10 protein-coding genes are annotated in these 17,538 nt (G+C 71.1%); 7 read left to right on the forward strand and 3 right to left on the reverse strand.

What is annotated here, in order from left to right; translation table 11 throughout:
* Positions 1–334 precede the first annotated feature (334 nt).
* Positions 335–1,045 carry a hypothetical protein gene (locus TR46_RS22940; protein ID WP_042404414.1) on the reverse strand — a complete coding sequence of 237 codons (711 nt, stop codon included), beginning with the start codon at positions 1,043–1,045 and terminating at the stop codon, positions 335–337.
* Positions 1,046–1,256: 211 nt separating this feature from the next.
* On the opposite strand from TR46_RS22940, the gene TR46_RS22945 reads away from it, so the two are divergent.
* From TR46_RS22945 to TR46_RS22970, 6 genes are all read left to right on the forward strand, one after another.
* Positions 1,257–1,676, forward strand: a complete 420-nt coding sequence (locus TR46_RS22945) for a DUF6292 family protein (RefSeq protein WP_042404416.1) — start codon at positions 1,257–1,259, stop codon at positions 1,674–1,676.
* A gap of 79 nt (positions 1,677–1,755) precedes the next feature.
* Positions 1,756–13,782, forward strand: a complete 12,027-nt coding sequence (locus TR46_RS22950) for a helicase-like domain-containing protein (protein ID WP_042404418.1) — start codon at positions 1,756–1,758, stop codon at positions 13,780–13,782.
* A gap of 28 nt (positions 13,783–13,810) precedes the next feature.
* Entirely contained in the window at positions 13,811–14,164 is a 354-nt protein-coding gene (locus TR46_RS22955; protein WP_152626622.1) for a hypothetical protein, read from the forward strand.
* 249 nt (positions 14,165–14,413) lie between these two features.
* A complete protein-coding gene (locus tag TR46_RS41285) occupies positions 14,414–15,391 on the forward strand; it encodes a hypothetical protein (protein WP_042404422.1) in 978 nt (325 codons plus the stop codon).
* A gap of 87 nt (positions 15,392–15,478) precedes the next feature.
* Positions 15,479–15,760 (forward strand): hypothetical protein, encoded by a 282-nt coding sequence (locus TR46_RS22965; protein ID WP_042404424.1) that lies wholly within the window; start codon positions 15,479–15,481, stop codon positions 15,758–15,760.
* A complete protein-coding gene (locus tag TR46_RS22970; protein ID WP_042404425.1) occupies positions 15,757–16,095 on the forward strand; it encodes a hypothetical protein in 339 nt (112 codons plus the stop codon). Before TR46_RS22965 ends, TR46_RS22970 begins: the two co-directional genes overlap by 4 nt.
* Here TR46_RS22970 and TR46_RS22975 read toward each other — a convergent pair.
* Positions 16,092–16,493: a hypothetical protein gene (locus tag TR46_RS22975; protein WP_042404426.1), complete on the reverse strand. Its 402-nt coding sequence runs from the start codon at positions 16,491–16,493 to the stop codon at positions 16,092–16,094. The two genes, TR46_RS22970 and TR46_RS22975, sit on opposite strands and share 4 nt — an antisense overlap.
* 152 nt (positions 16,494–16,645) lie before the next feature.
* On the opposite strand from TR46_RS22975, the gene TR46_RS22980 reads away from it, so the two are divergent.
* On the forward strand, positions 16,646–17,179 hold the full coding sequence (locus TR46_RS22980; protein WP_236655448.1) for a hypothetical protein: 534 nt from the start codon (positions 16,646–16,648) through the stop codon (positions 17,177–17,179).
* A 54-nt stretch (positions 17,180–17,233) separates the two neighbouring features.
* On the opposite strand, the gene TR46_RS22985 is transcribed toward TR46_RS22980, so the two are convergent.
* A complete protein-coding gene (locus tag TR46_RS22985) occupies positions 17,234–17,437 on the reverse strand; it encodes a hypothetical protein (RefSeq protein WP_042404431.1) in 204 nt (67 codons plus the stop codon).
* Between the last annotated feature and the right edge of the window lie 101 nt (positions 17,438–17,538).

Genomic DNA, 17,538 nt, shown 5'->3' on the forward strand with positions numbered 1-17,538 from the left:
GCGGACTCGTCTGCACTGGACGTCACTGCGGACCTACCCGCGCATGCGGCCGTATTGACGGCGATGGTGGACTTGCCTGCGCCGCCCTTCTGCTGGATGACGAGGATCACTTTCGCCGTTTTGGTGCCAGCATCGGCGGCTGTGGCGATGGCCGCTTCGAGGGTTGGAGATGTACTCATTTCCGAGACCTTCCGTGATTTCACCGCGCGATGCGGCTACTCGGACTGCCATAGCTTGCCAGATGATTCCAGGTGGGAGCGCGCATCGTGGCCGTTGGAAATGAGCGCGGCTGTTCGAGAGGAATCGAACGTTTTGGAAACAATTGTTTCTACTCTCAGGCCTCACCAGGGATTTCAGGTTGACCCGGCCCCGTGGCGCGCTCGATGGAGGCGCGGATCAAGTCCCCTGTGGTGAGGATCTGTGCTCGAAGGTGGTCGCGGATCTCCAGGGCGGTCTGCGGTGCGGAGGGCCTGCCGGCGGCGGTCAGCAGGGCGAGTTCGGCGGGGATGCCATTGCGGTCGGCTTCCAGTAGTGCCACGTCGGCGCCGTCGCCCCAGCGGTCGGCCCACTCTTGGAGGGCTTCGACGGCGGCTTGGCTGGTCCAGTACACGGCGCGGCGGACGGTGTCGCCGAGAGTGTGGGGCAAGTTCACGGTCACCCGGTGGGTGTAGCCGCCTTCGCCCATGGGTGTGCTTGGGGGAGTGCCCCACGGGCGGCCCGGCCCTTCAAGTGCCCCTGCTGGCGGGTTCGGCCACTTGCGGTCCAGGCTGCGGGCTCGCAGCTCCTCGAGTACCGCGCGGGCGACGATGTCGTCCCGGGTGCCAGCGAACTCACCGGTGTGCCGCTTCCGCGCAACCTCGGCCCGGACGTTGCGGCGGACAGCGGCGGCCGCGCGCCGGGGCATTCCGGGGACGAGGAGCTCCCGCCGTCGTTCGGTGACCCACTCTGTCTCCCGTACCTGCTCGGCCCTGCGGTACGCGTTGAGCGCCGTCAATGCCTCCTCGGTCACGGCCACGTGGAACTTCATCTTCGCCATGCTCGCCATGAAGGAAATGTAGCCAGATAACCGCCGGTGCGTATGGGGCCACGGGATGCACGGTCGTGTCGGGGCCGGGAACCTTAAATCGGTTGCTTCTGAGTCGCTATGGTCGTGGGGTAGAGATCGTGTAGGTCTGCCGTCGGCCGGGGGATGTCCGGTGCGGGCAGTGCGGTACGGGCCGGTGCCCGACCGCTGGATGAGCAACGGGGGAGTACGCATGACGAACAGTCGCACCGATCACCAGCCCTACGTCCAGGCCGCGGTCGCGCAGATCGAGGACATCGGACTGACCGTCACCGGCCATGCCGTGACCGGCCGCCCGCCGGCGGTGCGCACAGCCGTGGTCACGCTGGAGGTTCCGGACAGCGGTCCGTACGCCGATGAGGACCAGGACCTTGAACTCGTATGGGACGAGGCGTACGGCTGGATGCTGCACCTGCCCGCCGAAGCCGGTATGAGCGACTGGTTCATGGGTGAGGACCTGGTGCCCGCGCCTGCCCGGGTCGCCCGCTGGGTCGACATGGTGCTGGCCAGCCCGGGCCTGACGCCGAGTCGGGAGGACGGCCCGCAGCGGCTGCCCGAGAGCGATGACGAGGCATTCGAAGCGCGCCTGTCCGCCTTCGCTACGTCGGCCTGACGCTGCCTGCTGCCTTCCCGATCGCCCGCCGGGCCGTCGGCGCTGAGGCGGCGCCGGGCCCCGCAGCTTGGAGAACGACATGTCCACTCCCGTCGAAACCCTCGCCTCTGCCCCTGAGCCCGGTCCGCAGGGCCGCCTGGGGCCGATCGGGCGGGCCCGCGCGAGCCTGACGGCGATCGAGGTCCTGCAACGGCTGCGCGAGGACCAGGGCACGCCCACCGCCGACGACCTCGCCGCGTTGCGCCAGTGGCCCGGCTGGGGCCCGCTGGCCCCGGCGCTGTCGGATGGCCGCGAAGGAACCTGGGCGGAGATCGGCGAGCAGCTGCAACTCCTGCTGTCGCCGCGCGCGTACCGCCAGGCTGAACAGGGCACCTCGACCGCCTTCTACACCCCCGATCTGATCGTGGAGGCCTGCTGGACGGGCCTGCGTGATCTGAACTTCCGGGGCGGGCGCATCCTGGAGCCCGGGTGCGGGGCTGGCACGTTCATCAGGCACACCCCCGACCGGATGAACGTCGAGTGGTTCGGGGTGGAGCGCGACCCGACCACCGCGGGCATCGCCGCACTGCTGCACCCGGACGCGCAGATCATCAACGCCCGGCTCCAGGAAGCCGGAATCCAGTCGAACAGCGTGGACGCCTTCCTGGCCAACGTGCCCTACGGCAACTTCCAGGTCCACGACAAGACCGCGCCGAAGGCGGTCACCGACTCGATCCACAACTACTTCATCTGGCGCTCGGTGCAGGCCCTGCGGCCCGGTGGCGTCGGCATCGTGCTGACGTCCCGCTACACGATGGACTCCGGGGACGACAGTGCGCGCCGCGCCATCGCTCAGCACGCCGACCTGCTGGGTGCGATCCGGCTGCCCAACGGTGCTCTCGCCGACGGTGGCACCGGCGTCCTGGCCGACATCCTCATCGTGCGCCGGCGCGACACCGACGGTCCGCTGGACGAGAGCTGGATGGACGTCAGCGACGTACCGGGGATCGCGGGCCAGTACGTCAACAACTACTTCCTGGCGCACCCCGAGAACGTGCTCGGGGAGTTCGAGAAGGGCCGGGCCGGGCAGTACGGGCACACCCTGGCGGTCAAGGCCCCCGAGGGCCAGAACCTCGCGGCCGCGCTGAGCCGGTCCTTCGACGGCATCACCGCGGCGGCCCGTGATGCGGGCCGCGACTGGCGCGTGGCGGTCGGCGCGCAGCCGTTCACCGCGGACACCCTGCCCTTCCCGGTCCGCGGGGACGGCCGCAAGGAGGGCTCCTTCCACCTCGTGGACGGTGTGCCGCATGAGGTGGTCGACGGCGAGCTGGTCGCGGTTGCGCGCGCGGGCAAGGAGCTGCCCAAGCTCATCGCGCTGCGCGACGCCACCCTGGCGCTGATCGAGGCGGAGACTGACCACGACAGCCTGGACGCGCGGCTGGACCCGCTGCGCGCCGAGGTGAACCGGCTGTACGACGCCTACGCCCGGGCGCACGGCCCGATCAACCGCTTCACCCTGGCTGAGGGGCAGGTCGATGAGGAGACCGGGGAGCAGGCGGTCAGCCGCCGCTACCCGCGCCTGGGCGGCTTCCGCCGAGACCCGGACGTCGTCTCCGTCCTGGCCCTGGAGAACTTCGACGACGAAACGCAGACAGCGGAGAAGGCATCCCTGCTGCTGCGCAGGGTCAACCGGCGCATCGAGCGGCCTACCTCCGCGCAGACGCCGGAAGAGGCGCTGTCGCTGTGCCTGAACTTCAAGAACACGGTCGACGTCCCCACCATCGCCCAGCTCCTGGGGATCGAAGAGGACCAGGTGCAGGCCGCGCTCGGGGAACTGGTCTTCCCCGACCCGGACACCGCCGACCTGCTGCCCCGGGGCACGTACCTGTCCGGGCCGGTGGTGGACAAGCTGGAGCGCGTGGAGTTCCTGCTGTCGCAGGGCCGCGACGACCTCCAGCGGCACGTCGACGCCCTGCGCCAGGTGCAGCCCGAACCGCTGCCGCCGGAGGACATCAAGGCCAAGCTCGGCGTCCCGTGGATTCCGGTGGAGGACGTCGCCGCCTTCGCCCAGGAGCTGCTCGGCGTGAGGGTCGAGATCCTGTACGTGGCCAAGACGTCGACGTGGAGCGTCGACATGCCGATGATGACCACGGAGGCCGCGACCAGCGAGTGGGGGACCGCCCGGGTCAGCGCCTTCGAGCTGCTCGACCTCGCGCTGAACGGGCAGGCCCCGAAGGTCTACGACACCTACCGCCTGGCGGGCGGCGGATCGCAGCGGGTACGCAACGACAAGGAGACGATGCTCGCGGAGTCGAAGATGACGGCGCTGACGCGCCGCTTCGCGAGCTGGGTGTGGGAGGACCCGGACCGGGCGGACCGCCTGGCCGCGGACTACAACCGGATCTTCAACTCCACGGTGCTGCCCAAGCACGACGGCTCCCACCTGACGGTGGACGGCATGGACCCGGAGTTCACGCCGTACGAGCACCAGTGGGACTTCGTCCAGCGCGTGCTGAGCGCGGAAGAGGGCTCGCTGTGCCCGTACCCGGTCGGCGCGGGCAAGACCGCCACCATGTTCATGACGGCGCTCAAGCTCAAGCAGCTCGGCCTGGTCAACAAGCCCATGATCGTGGTCCCGAACCATCTGCTGGAACAGATCTCCCGGGACGGCAAGAAGCTGTTCCCGAACGCCAAGATCCTGATGGCGGGCAAGAAGGACCTCGCCGACGCCCGCTCGCGGATGCTGTTCGCGGCCCGGTGCGCCACCGGCGACTGGGACGCGATCGTCATGACGCACAACGCCTTCGGCCGCCTGGGGGTGCACCCGGTCACCGAGGCGACGTACCTGGAGGAGCTGGCCAACGAGTACCGCGTGGCGCTGAGCGCGATCGACGGCGACGACGGCAACCAGCGGCGCATCAAAGAGATCGCCAAGATGGTCGACCGGTTCGATGCCCGCGCCGCCGACCTGCGGTCCAACTCCACCGACGCCGGCGTCACCTTCGAGAACCTGGGCGTTGACTTCCTCCAGGTGGACGAGGCGCACCTGTTCAAGAACCTCGCCCTGCCGGCCACCACGGAAGGCATGTCGCTCGGCAAGCCCTCCAAGCGGGCCACCGACCTGGACCTGAAGCTCATCGTCACCCGCGAGCGCACCGGCCGGGACAACGTCACCGCCCTCTACAGCGGCACATTCATCAGCAACAGCGTCCGCGAGATGTACGTCTTCAAGCACTACACGATGCCCAAGCGGCTGGAGAAGATGGGGATGGGCAGCCCGGACGCCTGGGCCGCCAACTTCATCCAGTTCGAGTCCCGGCCGGAGGTCGGGGTCGACGGCGTCAGCTTCCGCCTCAAGCGGCGCCCGGTGGAGTACACCAACGCGGACGAGGCCCTGGCGATGTTCGCCCAGGTCGCAGAGCTGCGGCCCCGCGAAGAGTTCAAGATCAAGCGCCCCAGGCGGGTGGACCGCTTCGTGGAGATCGAGGCCACCCCGAACCTGATCCAGTACGTCGGCTCGATCTCGGACCGCATCGACCTGATCCAGAGCGGCAAGGTCAAGCCCTACGAAGACAACATGCTCAACATCATCACGGACGGCCGCAAAGCAGCGATCGACCTTGAACTTGTCGGCATGGAGCCGGATGGCCCCGGCAAGGCCGGAGCCATCATCAAGAACGTGCTCCAGATCCACGAGCGCACCAAGGACTTGAAGCTCCCCGGCGACCCGGACGACGTCTCCGGCGGCTTGCAGCTGATCTTCTGCGACCTGGGAACCCCGAGCAAGGAACGCGGCACCCAGGTCTACGGCAAGGTCCGCCGGGGGCTGATCGAGGGACTGCCGCAGGAAGGGCTCCCCGGCATCCCCCGTGAGCGCATCCGCTTCATCCACGACTACAAGAGCGACCTCGCCAAAGAGCAGCTGTTCACCGACGCCCGCGCGGGCAAGGTCTCCGTGCTGTTCATGTCCTCCGAGACTGGTGGCACGGGCGTCAACGTCCAGACCCGCGGCGTGGCGCTGCACCACGCTGACCCGCCGCACAAGCCCGCCGAATGGGAGCAGCGCGAAGGACGGCTGGACCGCCCCGGTAACCTGCTCATCAACCTCGACATGGAAGTCGAGTTCCTGCGCTACCTCGCGCTCAACAGCTTCGACAGCTACATGTTCCAGCAGCTGGAGCGCAAGCAGCGCCCCATCGTGCAGATCATGTCCGGCCGCAAGGTCGGCCGTGTCATCCAGGAGATCGACCCCGTCGGCGCGGGCTTCGGGCAGGCGAAGGCCATCATCGCGGGCAACCCCATGCTGATGGAGCTGGCCGACGCCAACGGCGAGCTGACCGTGCTACTCAACGAGGCCGACGGCCACCGCCAGGCGCAGGCCCGCATGAAGCGCAAGGTGGAAGTCCTCTCCGAGCAGATCAGCGAGGCACAGAGCACCCTGCCCGGCATCCGTGCCATGGCCGACGCGGTGATCGCCGCTGGCGAGGACGACACCTGGCGCACGGCCGACGGCCGTCTCATCGACCCCGACGACGTCCCCAGTGTGCTCGCGCAGACCGTGCAGGGCTCCAAGCCCACCCTGGACCTGGACGCGGGCTACCTGTGGCGAGGCCTGAACGTCGGCCTGACCTGGCACCGGCAACGCCAGTTCGGCGCGGTGGCCTACGAGGCATGGGCGCACCTGGTCGCCGGTGGCCACCAGGTCGACGTCCGGGTGAACCTGCCCTGGCTCGGAAAGGGGCAGGCCTGGCGCATCGTCAAGGCGCTGGGCGAGGCCGCCGACGCGGCAGTGACCGCCCCCGTCGAGATCGAGCAGCAGGTCATCAAGCAGCAGGCCGCGCTGGAGGACACCCGGTCCCACATCGGGCGCCCCTTCGAGAAGCGCGACCAGCTGGAGGCCGTCCGCGAGCGCAAGGCCTCCCTGGAGGCGCGGATCGCGGACAGCGCGGTGGCTTCTGGCAACGAGGGCGGCAGCGGCCCGCAGTTCGAACCCGGCGCCGCCGGCGCGGAGATGACCGAAGCGGACATGGCGATGCACGACGCCGCCGCCACGGCCGGGATGCTCGGTGGCACCGCCGTCGTCCTCAACGGGGGCCAGGTCATCGGCGGGGCCCGCCGGGTCGACGCACCGGGCACGGCCGAACCGACGATGTCTGATGCGCCGCCCGCACCAGAGATGGCCGAGATCGCCGCGATCCTGCGGTACTACGAACCCCTCTTCCAGCGGCACCGCCTGACCGGCACGGCCGCGGCCGCCGACTACGTCACCCGCCCCGGATACGGCTACGCCTACGATCCCGGCAACCCGCTGCACGACCTGGTCGCCCGCATGGGCTCCATGGCAGACCGGCTCGCAGGGATCTACCCCAACGGGCACGGCGTCGACGGCTGGGTCATGTACCACGTCGGGCTGCCGCGCCTGGAGGCCTCGACGCAACTCCAGGACGTCGCGATCACCCTGACGAACCGGCTGACCTTCACCGGAGGGGCGGTCGGCAGCGTCGACCTGGACGCGATCCTCACCGCCCCGCCCGGCACCGTCATCGACCTCCCCCCGCTGCCGGAGCGCACCGCCACGCCGCCCACCGCGCAGGACAGCCCGTACACCCAGGCACAGCAGGCCCCTGCGCAGACACAGCCGAGTCCCGACTCCGCCCCCACACAGGAAGGGCCCGCGGCCCCTGCCGCGGACTCGCCGTCCGCGCCGGGGGAGTCCACCCTCGATGCCCCGGCGGCACAGCGGGCCCCCGACGGCCAGCCAGCGCCCACTACGGCGGCGGCACCGAGTGGCCCGTCGGCCAGCTCCTCCGAGCCGACGCCCTTGGGGGGCCTGATCGGGGCCTTCGGCGACCGGGTGATGATCGGTCATATCGGCCCGCAGCCCGCCCGCACCCACCAGTCCGCAGGGTGGGCCATCACGGCGGTGCTCAGCGAGAGCCAGGTCCGCGCACTGGTCAGTGCTGTCGTGGTCGACGCCCAGCCGGTCGGCTCGGAGCCCGGCGCCGCTCCCACCGACAGCGTCCGGGAATGGATCGCCGAGCAGAAGCAGAGGCCCACGGCGGCCTTCTACGCCTCCACCAGCAGCGAGCTGCCGCCCGGCATGCGCGGCGATGGGGATGTGAGCCTGTCGGCCCGCGCGGACGGGCTGACCGTCGAACAGGGCGGGGTCTCCACCACGATCTCGTGGGAGGAACTTCCGGCTTGGATCGACGCCGCCGTCGCGTACGACACCGTCAACCGCTCGATGAGTCCGCCCACGTGGCGCTACGGCGCCCTGGACAATGAGATCCACATCCGGTTCTACGAGCACAACGAGTTCGCGACCTTCGCACTGGACGCTCTGGCCGAAGCACTGCGCGAGACCACCCCGCCCACCGACGAGCAGCTCGCCGAAGCACGCGCCCGCTTCGCCCCGCCGGCCGCGCCCGAGAGGACCACGGACCCCACCGAGGACACCCCGGCCGAAGAGAGCGCACCGCAGGAGTCCCCGCAGCAGCTTCCCGAGGGTGCCAAGCCCGTCCCGGGCGCCGAGGGCTACCACTACACCGAGGAAGGCCGCACGGTCCTGCTCTACCTGGAGCCGGGCGAGCAGGTCGGCGCCGCGAGGTGGAGCTACAGCAAGTACCGGTACGAGGGAGATGTGCGCGGCGATATGGTCCGCGGTACCGAGGACGGCGCCACCATCGCCAGGCGCATGGCCAACCACCACGCGGTCGTCTACGGCGACCGGGCCCACCGGCCGCCGCTGGATGACCAGGGCCGCGACCCGGTCTGGATCTTGCACAACGGCTCCGACACCCTCGTCTTCGGCGTGCGGCCGGAGGACGACACCGTCCGGGCGGCCATGTGGACCGGAGGCGGCTTCAAGGACTCCCGCAAGGCGGGCGGCTGGTACCTGCCCCGCACCTGGAAGGAGCCGACCCGCAAGGAACGCGTCGACACTGCCGTGCGCGTCCTCGCGGCGGCCGGACGCACGGTCACGGTGTACACCTCCCGGCAGGACCGGCAACTGCCTCCCGAGCAGCCTGCGCGCCTGCCCGAGCTGAACGTGGTGGTGCCGGAGCTGGACGAGGTGCCGCAGTTCTTCGACGCCGCTCCCTTCACCGACCAGGACGACCTGCGGGACGTGGAGCGGCTGGAGAGCGCCTACGAGCGCTGGAGCCAGCACCCCACAGTCGTGGCCTACCTCCAGCAGGACAACGACGCGCGCCCCAACGGCTTCGGCGACCCGGACAACCCCGTCGCCGAACTGCAAGGCGCCTACCTGCGGGCGCTGTCGGCGTTGCGCGAGCCCGTGCCCGGGGGCCCGGAGGAGATCGTCCGGCGCATCCACGGCGTCGCCGCCTGGTGCCAGGCGCTGGAACCCGTCGTGGACACAGACCTTCTCGACCCGCTCCAGGACGTGTACACGGCCGCGCACCTGCTCGCCGCCCGCTCGCAGGCCACCCTCGCGGTCCTGGCCGCGGAACAGGCCGCAACAGCCGACCAGGTGCCCGCGCCAGCCCTGGAGACGGAGGCGGAGGCACCTGCGGTCGACCAGCCGCTCGAACCCGCGCCCGCCCCGGACGAGAGTGCCCCCGGGGCCGCCGCCGAGGAACAGCAGCAGCAGGGAGCTGTCGAACCGCAGGACGAGCCCGCCGCTGCGGAGGCGGCCGCAGCCGGTCCTGGGCCGGAGCCGCGCGAGGACGATACCGTCCTGGAAGACGCGCGCCCCGAAGAGAGCCTGAGCCCCGAGCCGGTCACCCCGGCGCCGGACCCCGCTCTCACGGCGACTGCCGGCGCCGGTCCCACCGCCCCGACGCCCGACAGAGCCGGAGCACAGGAGGACGGACAGCTCGACCTCTTCCCCGGCGAGCCACGGGAGTCGCCGGCACCCGCCCGTCGGCGCACCAGCGTGAACGAACCCGCCAGCCACCCCGGCGCCGAGGGCGGCCCCGAAGACGGGCACCTGGGTGTATACGGTCACGCCGGGCACGGCGAGTGCGACCGCTGCGGCACCGCCGAGGACCGGTACACGCTGGTGTGGGCGTGGCCCTCCCGCACCGAGGACGGTGGCACCATGGCCGCCGAGTGCGGGAGCTGCGTCGTGCTCACCACCGGTCTGCCCCCCGAGGAGCACCGGCGCCTGGCCGATGCTGCCGAAGCACGGCGCGGCGGCCGCCGCATCGTGCCGCGTCCCTACGCACAGGGGGACGTCGCCGGAGGAACCCTCACGGCAGACAACGAGTGGACGTACGTCCACCAGCCCACCGGCAAGCGGTACCGCCTCGCGCAGGAGACTCCGAGCGGGTACCGCGGGTTCGTCATGCGGGACCTGGCTGGCATCTCGCAGGGCACAGGCGTGTCCACGAGCTCCGGCTACGAGCTGGCCGAGCGGGCGGCCCTGGGGCGCACCGCACAGACCCACCCGAACAGCAGCGACTCCTGGGTGCTCTCCCGCTACGACTCCGCAGTCGGCACGCTGGCGTTCAACAAGGGCGAGAGCATCAGCTCCGACCACCCGGACTCGCTCCGCAGCGCAGGGCCGTTCGAGCACGGGCCGCGCTGGGACATCACCATCGGCATCACCGGCTACCAGGTAGAGATGGTCTACCAGCAGGGCCTGCCCGGCGACGACGGCCACCGCCTGGAGGTCACCGCCCCCAACGGCACGAGCACCCGCCACGTGCAGTGGGACGGCGCACTGGCGTGGGCGCGCGAACAAGCCGGTGCTCCGGAACAGGCCGCCGCGCCGCTCGCCGCACTGGCCGAGGCCGAAGAAGCGCTCTTCGCCGCCCCAGCCCCGAAGGCACCCGACTCGCCGGCCGCGCTGCTGGAAACCGTGGCGTCCGACAGCGCGTCGGCTGGCGAGAGCAACGGGTGGGGCCTGGCCGAGGGCGAGGAGATCACCTACACGGGTCAGTTCGACGGCCGATACGAGATCACCCTCCCAGGCGGCATCAGCTACCTGATGTTCCTTCCCTCGATCGAGTACCGGCGTACGCAGTACGCCGTCTCGCTGAACGATCAGTCGCCGGGCATCACCCCCAAGCGCCTGCGCCGGTTCCAGGACCCGGACGAGATCATGCCCTGGGTCCGGAGGCACGCCTCGACCCGGCAGACCGGGTATCTCTTCCAAGACGGCGCCTGGATCGAGAACTCGCCGACCATCGGGCCGGAGCCGCTGGCGACCGACGCGACCGCCGAGGAAGGGCAACTCCCCTTCCTCCCGGCCGACACCCTCGCACCGGATACCGCGACCGAAGCGGGCCGGTCCGACATTGACGCGCCGTCCGCCAAGGCCGCCGCGCCCAACGACGTTCCCCCGCCGGCCCGCGCGGGCCAGGCCCCCGACCAGTACAACCAGGAGGAAGCAGTGGCAGCCAAGCCGGAACCCGCCTCCGCCACGACGGACGCCCCGGCCGTCGACCCGCTCGTGGAAGACCTCCCTGCGGAAGCCCTGGCAGAGGAAGCACCCGAGTCTGCGGTGAACGTCGAAGACCCGCCCGCGCCCCGGAGCTCCACGGAGACGATCCCGCTTCCCGCCGACGCCCGCTACCAGCTCCGGCTGACTAGCGTGGACGCCGAAGACCCCGTTGAGGGCGAGCTGCGGTACGGCGAGACCACCATCGCCACCCTCCGCCGCTCCTCCCTGGGACGCTGGTTCGCCCGGATGACGGCCGAAGGCCTGCCGAGCGACGTCACCGAACTCAGCAGCACGCCGCAGGATGCGGCGCACCAGGGAGCGGTGATGTTCGCGGTGCTCACCGGAGAGCCCTACGGCGCACCGCCGGTAGCAGCCGAAGCCCGCGGGCCGCTCTCGCGAGCGGACATGCTGCGCTTTGACCTGCGCACCGCCGCCGAGCAGCACCTACGCAGCATCACCTTGGCGGCCGCGCGAGCGCACCCGAACTACCTCCAGAACCCGCAGTTCCAGGCGCTGAGCGAGCAACTTGGGAAGCTGGGTGCGGCCGTCGCCGACACCCACAACTCGGGGCAGATGACCGCGAACCTCACCGCCGTCCAGGAGGCGGCCAACGCCTGGGGCAGCGCCCTGCCGGCGGACACCGCCCTGGATGAGCGCCAGCACCTGGCGTTCCCGCTGCTGGACCTGCTGTACGACACCGCGCGCCTGCACGGGCGCCTCCAGGCCACCTTGGAAGCGGTGCAGGCTGACCGCGCGGCCGCTGCCGCACGAGAAGCGGCGGCCGCCGTTGCCGCGCCGGTCGAACCCGCCCGCGAGGACCGTGCACAGCAGGCCCCGCCCTCGGTGCCCGCCCCCGCTCCGGCTGCGCAGCCGGAGGCCGCCCCCGCCCTGGTCCCGGTTCCAGACCCCGCTCCGGCGGCGGAACCGGTGCGCGGGCCCCTGGTCTCCCTCTCGCTGCGGCGCGGCGTAGATGGGCAGGTGATCCTCGGAGTTGAAACCGTTGAGGCCGCACAGGCCCTCGTCCTTCCCGGGATCACCGTCGCCGACGTGCCGGGGCAGGACCTGCCCACCACCGTCGACGTGCCCGTGCTGGTGCGCCCGGCCCGGCGCGCCGAGACGCTGGTCTCGCAGGAGGAGACCGAGACCTGGCTCGCCGCGGTGCTCGCCGATGGGCCGCTGGCTCCAGCCTGGAACGCTGCCAACGTGCGCGTGCTCCTGGTCGTCGCGGTCCGCGACACCCTGCGCGACGGCATGGCGCCCAGCGTGGACGACGTCGCTGTCTGGGTGGCAGAAGCAGCTGCGCAGCAGGATGGCCTCCTCCTCGCGGCGAACACCGCCGCCGACCTGGAGGAGTTCGGGCCGATGTTCGCCCAGGCCGCCGACTCCCTGATGGCGTTCAGCGACGACGAACACATGGCATGGACCTACTTCGGGCAGGAGCGCGCCCGTCGCGACCAGGTGCTGGCACTGGCCACCCCTATCGCGTACGAGCAACTGCTCGCCCTGCCCACGCCCGCCGACGCACCCGGCCCGGAGCAGGTCACCGACGTGACGACGACCGACCTGCCCGCCCCGCTCCCTGACGCACCGGAGGACCCCGAGATGGCCACGACCACCCGCCCCGCGTCACCCGAAACCCCGGAGGCCACCGGCCCGGCCCCGGCTGCCGACTCGGGCGAGGACCAGCCCGCGCCGGCCACCGCCGCACCGGCTGCTGCCGGTGTGGAGCCTGCGGGGGACCTGCCGCTGTGGACCGGCCCGCAGGAGTCCGCCGACCCGCAGGAGGAGGACCGCCCGGTCGACGTCGTCGCCGACTTCGCGGCCGTCCAGGAGGCATGGGACGAACACGTTCCCGCGGACCAGGGCACGGGCGAGGACCTGTTCGTCTCGGTAGAGGACAGCCTGCGACGGCTGGAGGCGTTGCTCGCCGACGCCGTCGCCAAGGCGCACCCGATCCCGGAGCCGTCGCCCGTTCCTGCGGCCGAGTCCGTCCCAGCGCCGGAGGTACCGGCTGCTGCTGCCGAACCCGAAGCTCCAGCAGCAGCGCCGACGACCGCCGAGCCGGAGACGGCAGGTAGCGACCGCGACCCGGCACCGGCGGCGGCCGCGGCCGCGGTGAACACGGCGCTGCGGGACGCCGACCAGCACGCTCCCGCACTCCAGGACTTGCCGGAGTGGCAGCGCATCCAGAGCGTGCGGGGCGCGTTCGGCCACCTGATGACCGTCATGAGGGAACGGGCCGGTGAACGCTTCGACCAGCTGATGGCCGACAGCCGTGTCGCCGACTACGTCCGCCGGGTCTCGATCCGGGTGTGCGAGAAGGTGGCCGGATGGGCGCAGGGCGCGGCCGACCGGCTTCGCCGCACCGAGGAACACACCACAGACGAGCGCGGGGAACTGCCGAGCGCGGAAGCACTGCTGCGGCTGGGGAATGCGGCCATCCAGTACAGCGGGGCCCCGCGCGGCGACGGCGGTACCCCGACCCGACCTGCGGCCAGCGCGGTGGAACCGGTCAACATTCCGGCACTGCGCAAGATGGGGGAGGCCTTGAACCGGCCGATGCCCGCCAACCGGGGCGTCTCCACAGCAGCCGCCCGGGGCCGGTCGACCACCACCGCCAAACGGGGCGGGAAGAAGGCGCGGACAGAGGGCGCCGAGCAGCCCGGACACCTCCGTCGCGGCCCTGAGCAGTCGCAGACCCGCAAGCCCAACCAGCGCTGACCAAGCCGACAAGCCAGAAGGGGACACCGTGGACGAGGAGTTGGCGCGGTTGGTCGCGGCCCACGACCAACTGGAAGGGATGGGGCTGGCAGCGTTGAGGGAGGCCAGGGAGCTGGACGACCTCGCTCCATTCGGCACCGAGGAGCTTCCGGTCGCCCTCGCCGCACTGGAGGCCGGGATCGAGGGCGGCGCCCTGGACGCCATCATGGACGGAGCCCGCTGGCTCTCCCGCGCCTTCACCGCCACTCCCATGTCACTGCTGGGCACCCCCGGGCTGGCGTCGGAACACTCCCTGGCCCTCTGCGGAGCCGTCATGGGACTGCGCGCCAATCTGCTGACGCTGGACGAGGCCGCCCAAGAGATGGGGCCGCTGGAGGAGTAGAAGCCCACAGGTCGCGCCAAGCGCCGTAGGAGCACGTTCCACTCCGGCGCCTTGCAAAATGGTCTATCTGGCCAGATAACCCGCGCGGTCTGCGGTCCGGAAGGTCAGGCACACCACCCAGCAGCCGAGAGGATTACTCACCTCTTAAGAGGTGAGTTCATTCATTGCCGGGGCGGCGCGCCGCAGGGCGTGGCTGCCCACGTGACGCCCGCCAGCTGGGATCGTTGATCACGTTGAGAGGAGGGCGAGATGATCCGATCACTCAAGGGCCCGCCCCCGGTCGCCAGCGCCGTCACGGCTCCGGCGGGCATGGCCGGTGAACCGGCGGACCCCCAGATGCGCCTGGTCGTGTGGGCGGCCCGAGCGGGGCAGGTTGCGGAAGCCCAGCGCCTGGCCGAGGAGCTCCGATGCGGGTTGATGCAGACCCTTGCTGCTGAGGACGACCAGGTGCTCGACGCGGACGAGATCTGCGCCTACCTCGCCCACTTGGCAGGCGATCACCTCCTGGCGGCCCGGCTCTACCGGCAGGCCGCGGGCGGATGGGCCCGAAGCAGCGCGGCCGCCGCCGGCCCGGCGACCAGCAATGCCGAAATCTGCGAGGCGCTGGCCAGCAGCAGCCGCAGGGGTCCAGCCCTCGCTCGCGCCGAGAAGCTACTGCGGCAGGTGAGCGCATCCACGACCGTGGCCGCAGCAGGCGTTGCCACGAATCTCACCGCGAGAGCGCCGCGCCGCAGCGTGGCGGTCACGCTTCTGGCCACGGCCCTGCTGGTCGGCGGCGCCATCGACCTGGGGCCCGAGACTGCGCCGACGGCTCGCCCGCGCGCGACGTCGGCCGGAGCGGTCTCTGTCATCCAGCTACTCGGCTACCCGTCCACGCCAGCAGCGCCGTCACCGGCACCCTCGTCCCGCACGCCGGCGCCAATGCCATCGTCACCAGTGCCGTCGCCGCCTGCGCCGGTGCCGTCGCCGCGCGTTGAGGAGGTGCAGTCGTACGCCCCTGTTCCGCAATCCGGTGTCGGGCCCACCCGGGGCCAGGCCCCGCGCAGGGCGAGCGTGCAACCGGCCCGCCGGCGCCCTTCCTCCTCACCTCGACCTGCGCGACCGACCCGGCACGCGCACTCGGCGTCGCCTCAGCCCCTGCGGGTGGGCGCCGCCTGCGCCATGGGGCAGGCGTCCGGCTATCTCCCCGCCGCCGTCATCGCACTGTGCCACCAGGCGGGTGGTTGACCGGCCGGGCGGCGTGGGAGACCTGCTGACGGGGCCGTGGGCGCGCGCGTAGGGTAGTCGCAGACCTGTAGCACCCCGGAGGCGTCGATGACCGCACAGCCGCACGAGTACCCGGCCGGGCCGGTCGAGCGTCCGCGCACGGTCGGAGCCGTCCGCAAGGCGCTGCCGCCCGCGCTGCGGGCCCCGTTCCAGGCCGCTCTTGACGCAGCCGAGCCCGCAGAGCTGTTCGCGCTGGTCGGGCAGTGGGCAGCGGTCGCGCAGACGGCCGGTGACCCGGAGGCGACGGTGGCCGCCGCGGCGGTCCGCAGCGGCGGACTGACCGTGCACGACTTGGGCGATGTGTTCCCCGCGCTGGCAGAGCTGCGGTGACCGGTCCGCGGTACCGGGTGGTGTTCACTGACGCGGCCCGCGCGCAGATGCGGCTGCTGGACGGCGCTGAACGGCTGGCCGGTATCCCCGCCGGGGTCCTGAACCGGGAAGCGCTGGCGGCCCTGCTCGCCGGGACGGTGCTCGGCGACCTGCTGACCGCGCTCGAAGAGCTGGCGGGCGATCCGTACGGGGCGCTTTCGCTGGCGCGGACCGGTGAGGCTGAGGACGACCGGACGGCGCTGCTGGCGAACATCCTGGCGGTGACCTACATGGTCAGCCCCGCCACAGAACCGCCGGTGATCACGGTGACCACCGTCCGGCCGCCGAAGGGCTAGCCAGCCAGCTTGACGATCTTACTTTCGAAGTCCACGGTATGCGGTTCATCTACCTGTAGAACTACGTAGTGATGCCCGCTGGCGCTGTCCACGTTGACGGAATGCCCGGGGGAGCACGCCTTGGCGACGGTGTTGCCGCCGAAGTCCATCCCCCAGTGCATCTCGACGGCCTTCAGCGTCACGCACCCGTGCGACTGGTAGGCGTCGGTGACGGTGCCCCGAATCCGGTAGCCGCCGCGCTCAGCGGTGACCGTCAGATCCGCGTACCCGGCGACCTGGCCGTCGCCAGTGCTGACGTCCAGCCGAATACCCTGCGGGTCGTGGGCGGACGCCGGTGCTGCCATCACCCCGACGGCGGCAGCTGAGGCGGTCAGAACGGCAGCGAGGCGGAGTCTCATGGCCTGCTCAACGGCTCCGGGCCCGGATGGTCACCCACTCGCGGGGCCAGCCAGTGCAGCTCTCGATTGGCACCCGGTGAGGAGCAATAGGCCGATCAATGCACTGATGGGCGGCTTGTAACGTTAGTGGCATGAGTGTTGATATTCGCAATGTGCTGGGCAAGCAGGAGACCGAGCTGAGGCGCTTTCGTCGGAGCCTGTTCGCCGCAGAGCCGACCGGTAGCGGCTTGGCCTCCGTCCTGGCCCCCGCCGTGCTGGAGCAGTTGCAGGCGGGGGGAATGGCGGTGCCGTCCCGGTTCGGCCCGGTGCGCTCGGTGACTGACCGGCATGCCGTGCTCACCATCGCCGGGGACATCATCGACCAGGCCCTGCTCCTGGAACAGCCGGGCCGCGAAGGGAGCGTGCTGACGTTGTCCGTCGCCGCCCGGAACAAGCAGCTCGGGACTCGGCTGGCAGTGGACCCGCAGGAAGCCCGGGCCTGGGTGGAAACGATCCTTGGCCCGACCTGGCTGCCCCACATCTACTCCGCCGGCGCCCTGAGCGGCGTCGCCAAGGGCGGGTCCTCAACGCCGCGGCCCTTGACGACGCGGTACTACTACTTGTTCCTGGGCGCGGACGGTCTCGCGCACACCGAGCCGGAGCACCAGCTCGGCGTGACGTTGTCCCTGCTCGTCGACACGCCCTGACGATCGCTGAGATCGGGCAAGCGCTGCTGGCGGCAGCAACACGAGCAGGGGACGTCACACGGTGGCGGCCCGCTGGCCCGGGCCGCGCAGGTGCCTGCCGTCACGCTCGACCACGACCGGCGGGCAGGCCGGACAGGAGAACAGGCCGACCGAGCCGATCCACCGCCACCCGGCAGCCCACAACGGCCGGTGGTCACCGCCTTCCGGGACCAGGGCCGCGGCCGCGCACTCGGTGCACTCAACGGACAGCTTCGACATCGTGGCTCCTTGCGATCGTTCAGATGCTCTGCGCTCAATCCCGCTGCGGAGATCCGCACGGGTGGCGTCTTGCCAGGGCTGCTTCGGCCGCCGCAGCTTCG

Origin of the sequence: Streptacidiphilus carbonis (assembly GCF_000787775.1) — a bacterium.
Lineage (GTDB): Bacteria > Actinomycetota > Actinomycetes > Streptomycetales > Streptomycetaceae > Streptacidiphilus > Streptacidiphilus carbonis.

Bases quoted from the DNA above. Each gene is read 5' to 3' on its own strand.
- TR46_RS22940 (WP_042404414.1), bottom strand. From the start codon at position 1,045: ATGGCGAGCATGGCGAAGATGAAGTTCCACGTGGCCGTGACCGAGGAG.
- TR46_RS22945 (WP_042404416.1), top strand. From the start codon at position 1,257: ATGACGAACAGTCGCACCGATCACCAGCCCTACGTCCAGGCCGCGGTC.
- TR46_RS22950 (WP_042404418.1), top strand. From the start codon at position 1,756: ATGTCCACTCCCGTCGAAACCCTCGCCTCTGCCCCTGAGCCCGGTCCG.
- TR46_RS41285 (WP_042404422.1), top strand. From the start codon at position 14,414: ATGATCCGATCACTCAAGGGCCCGCCCCCGGTCGCCAGCGCCGTCACG.
- TR46_RS22965 (WP_042404424.1), top strand. From the start codon at position 15,479: ATGACCGCACAGCCGCACGAGTACCCGGCCGGGCCGGTCGAGCGTCCG.
- TR46_RS22975 (WP_042404426.1), bottom strand. From the start codon at position 16,493: ATGAGACTCCGCCTCGCTGCCGTTCTGACCGCCTCAGCTGCCGCCGTC.
- TR46_RS22985 (WP_042404431.1), bottom strand. From the start codon at position 17,437: ATGTCGAAGCTGTCCGTTGAGTGCACCGAGTGCGCGGCCGCGGCCCTG.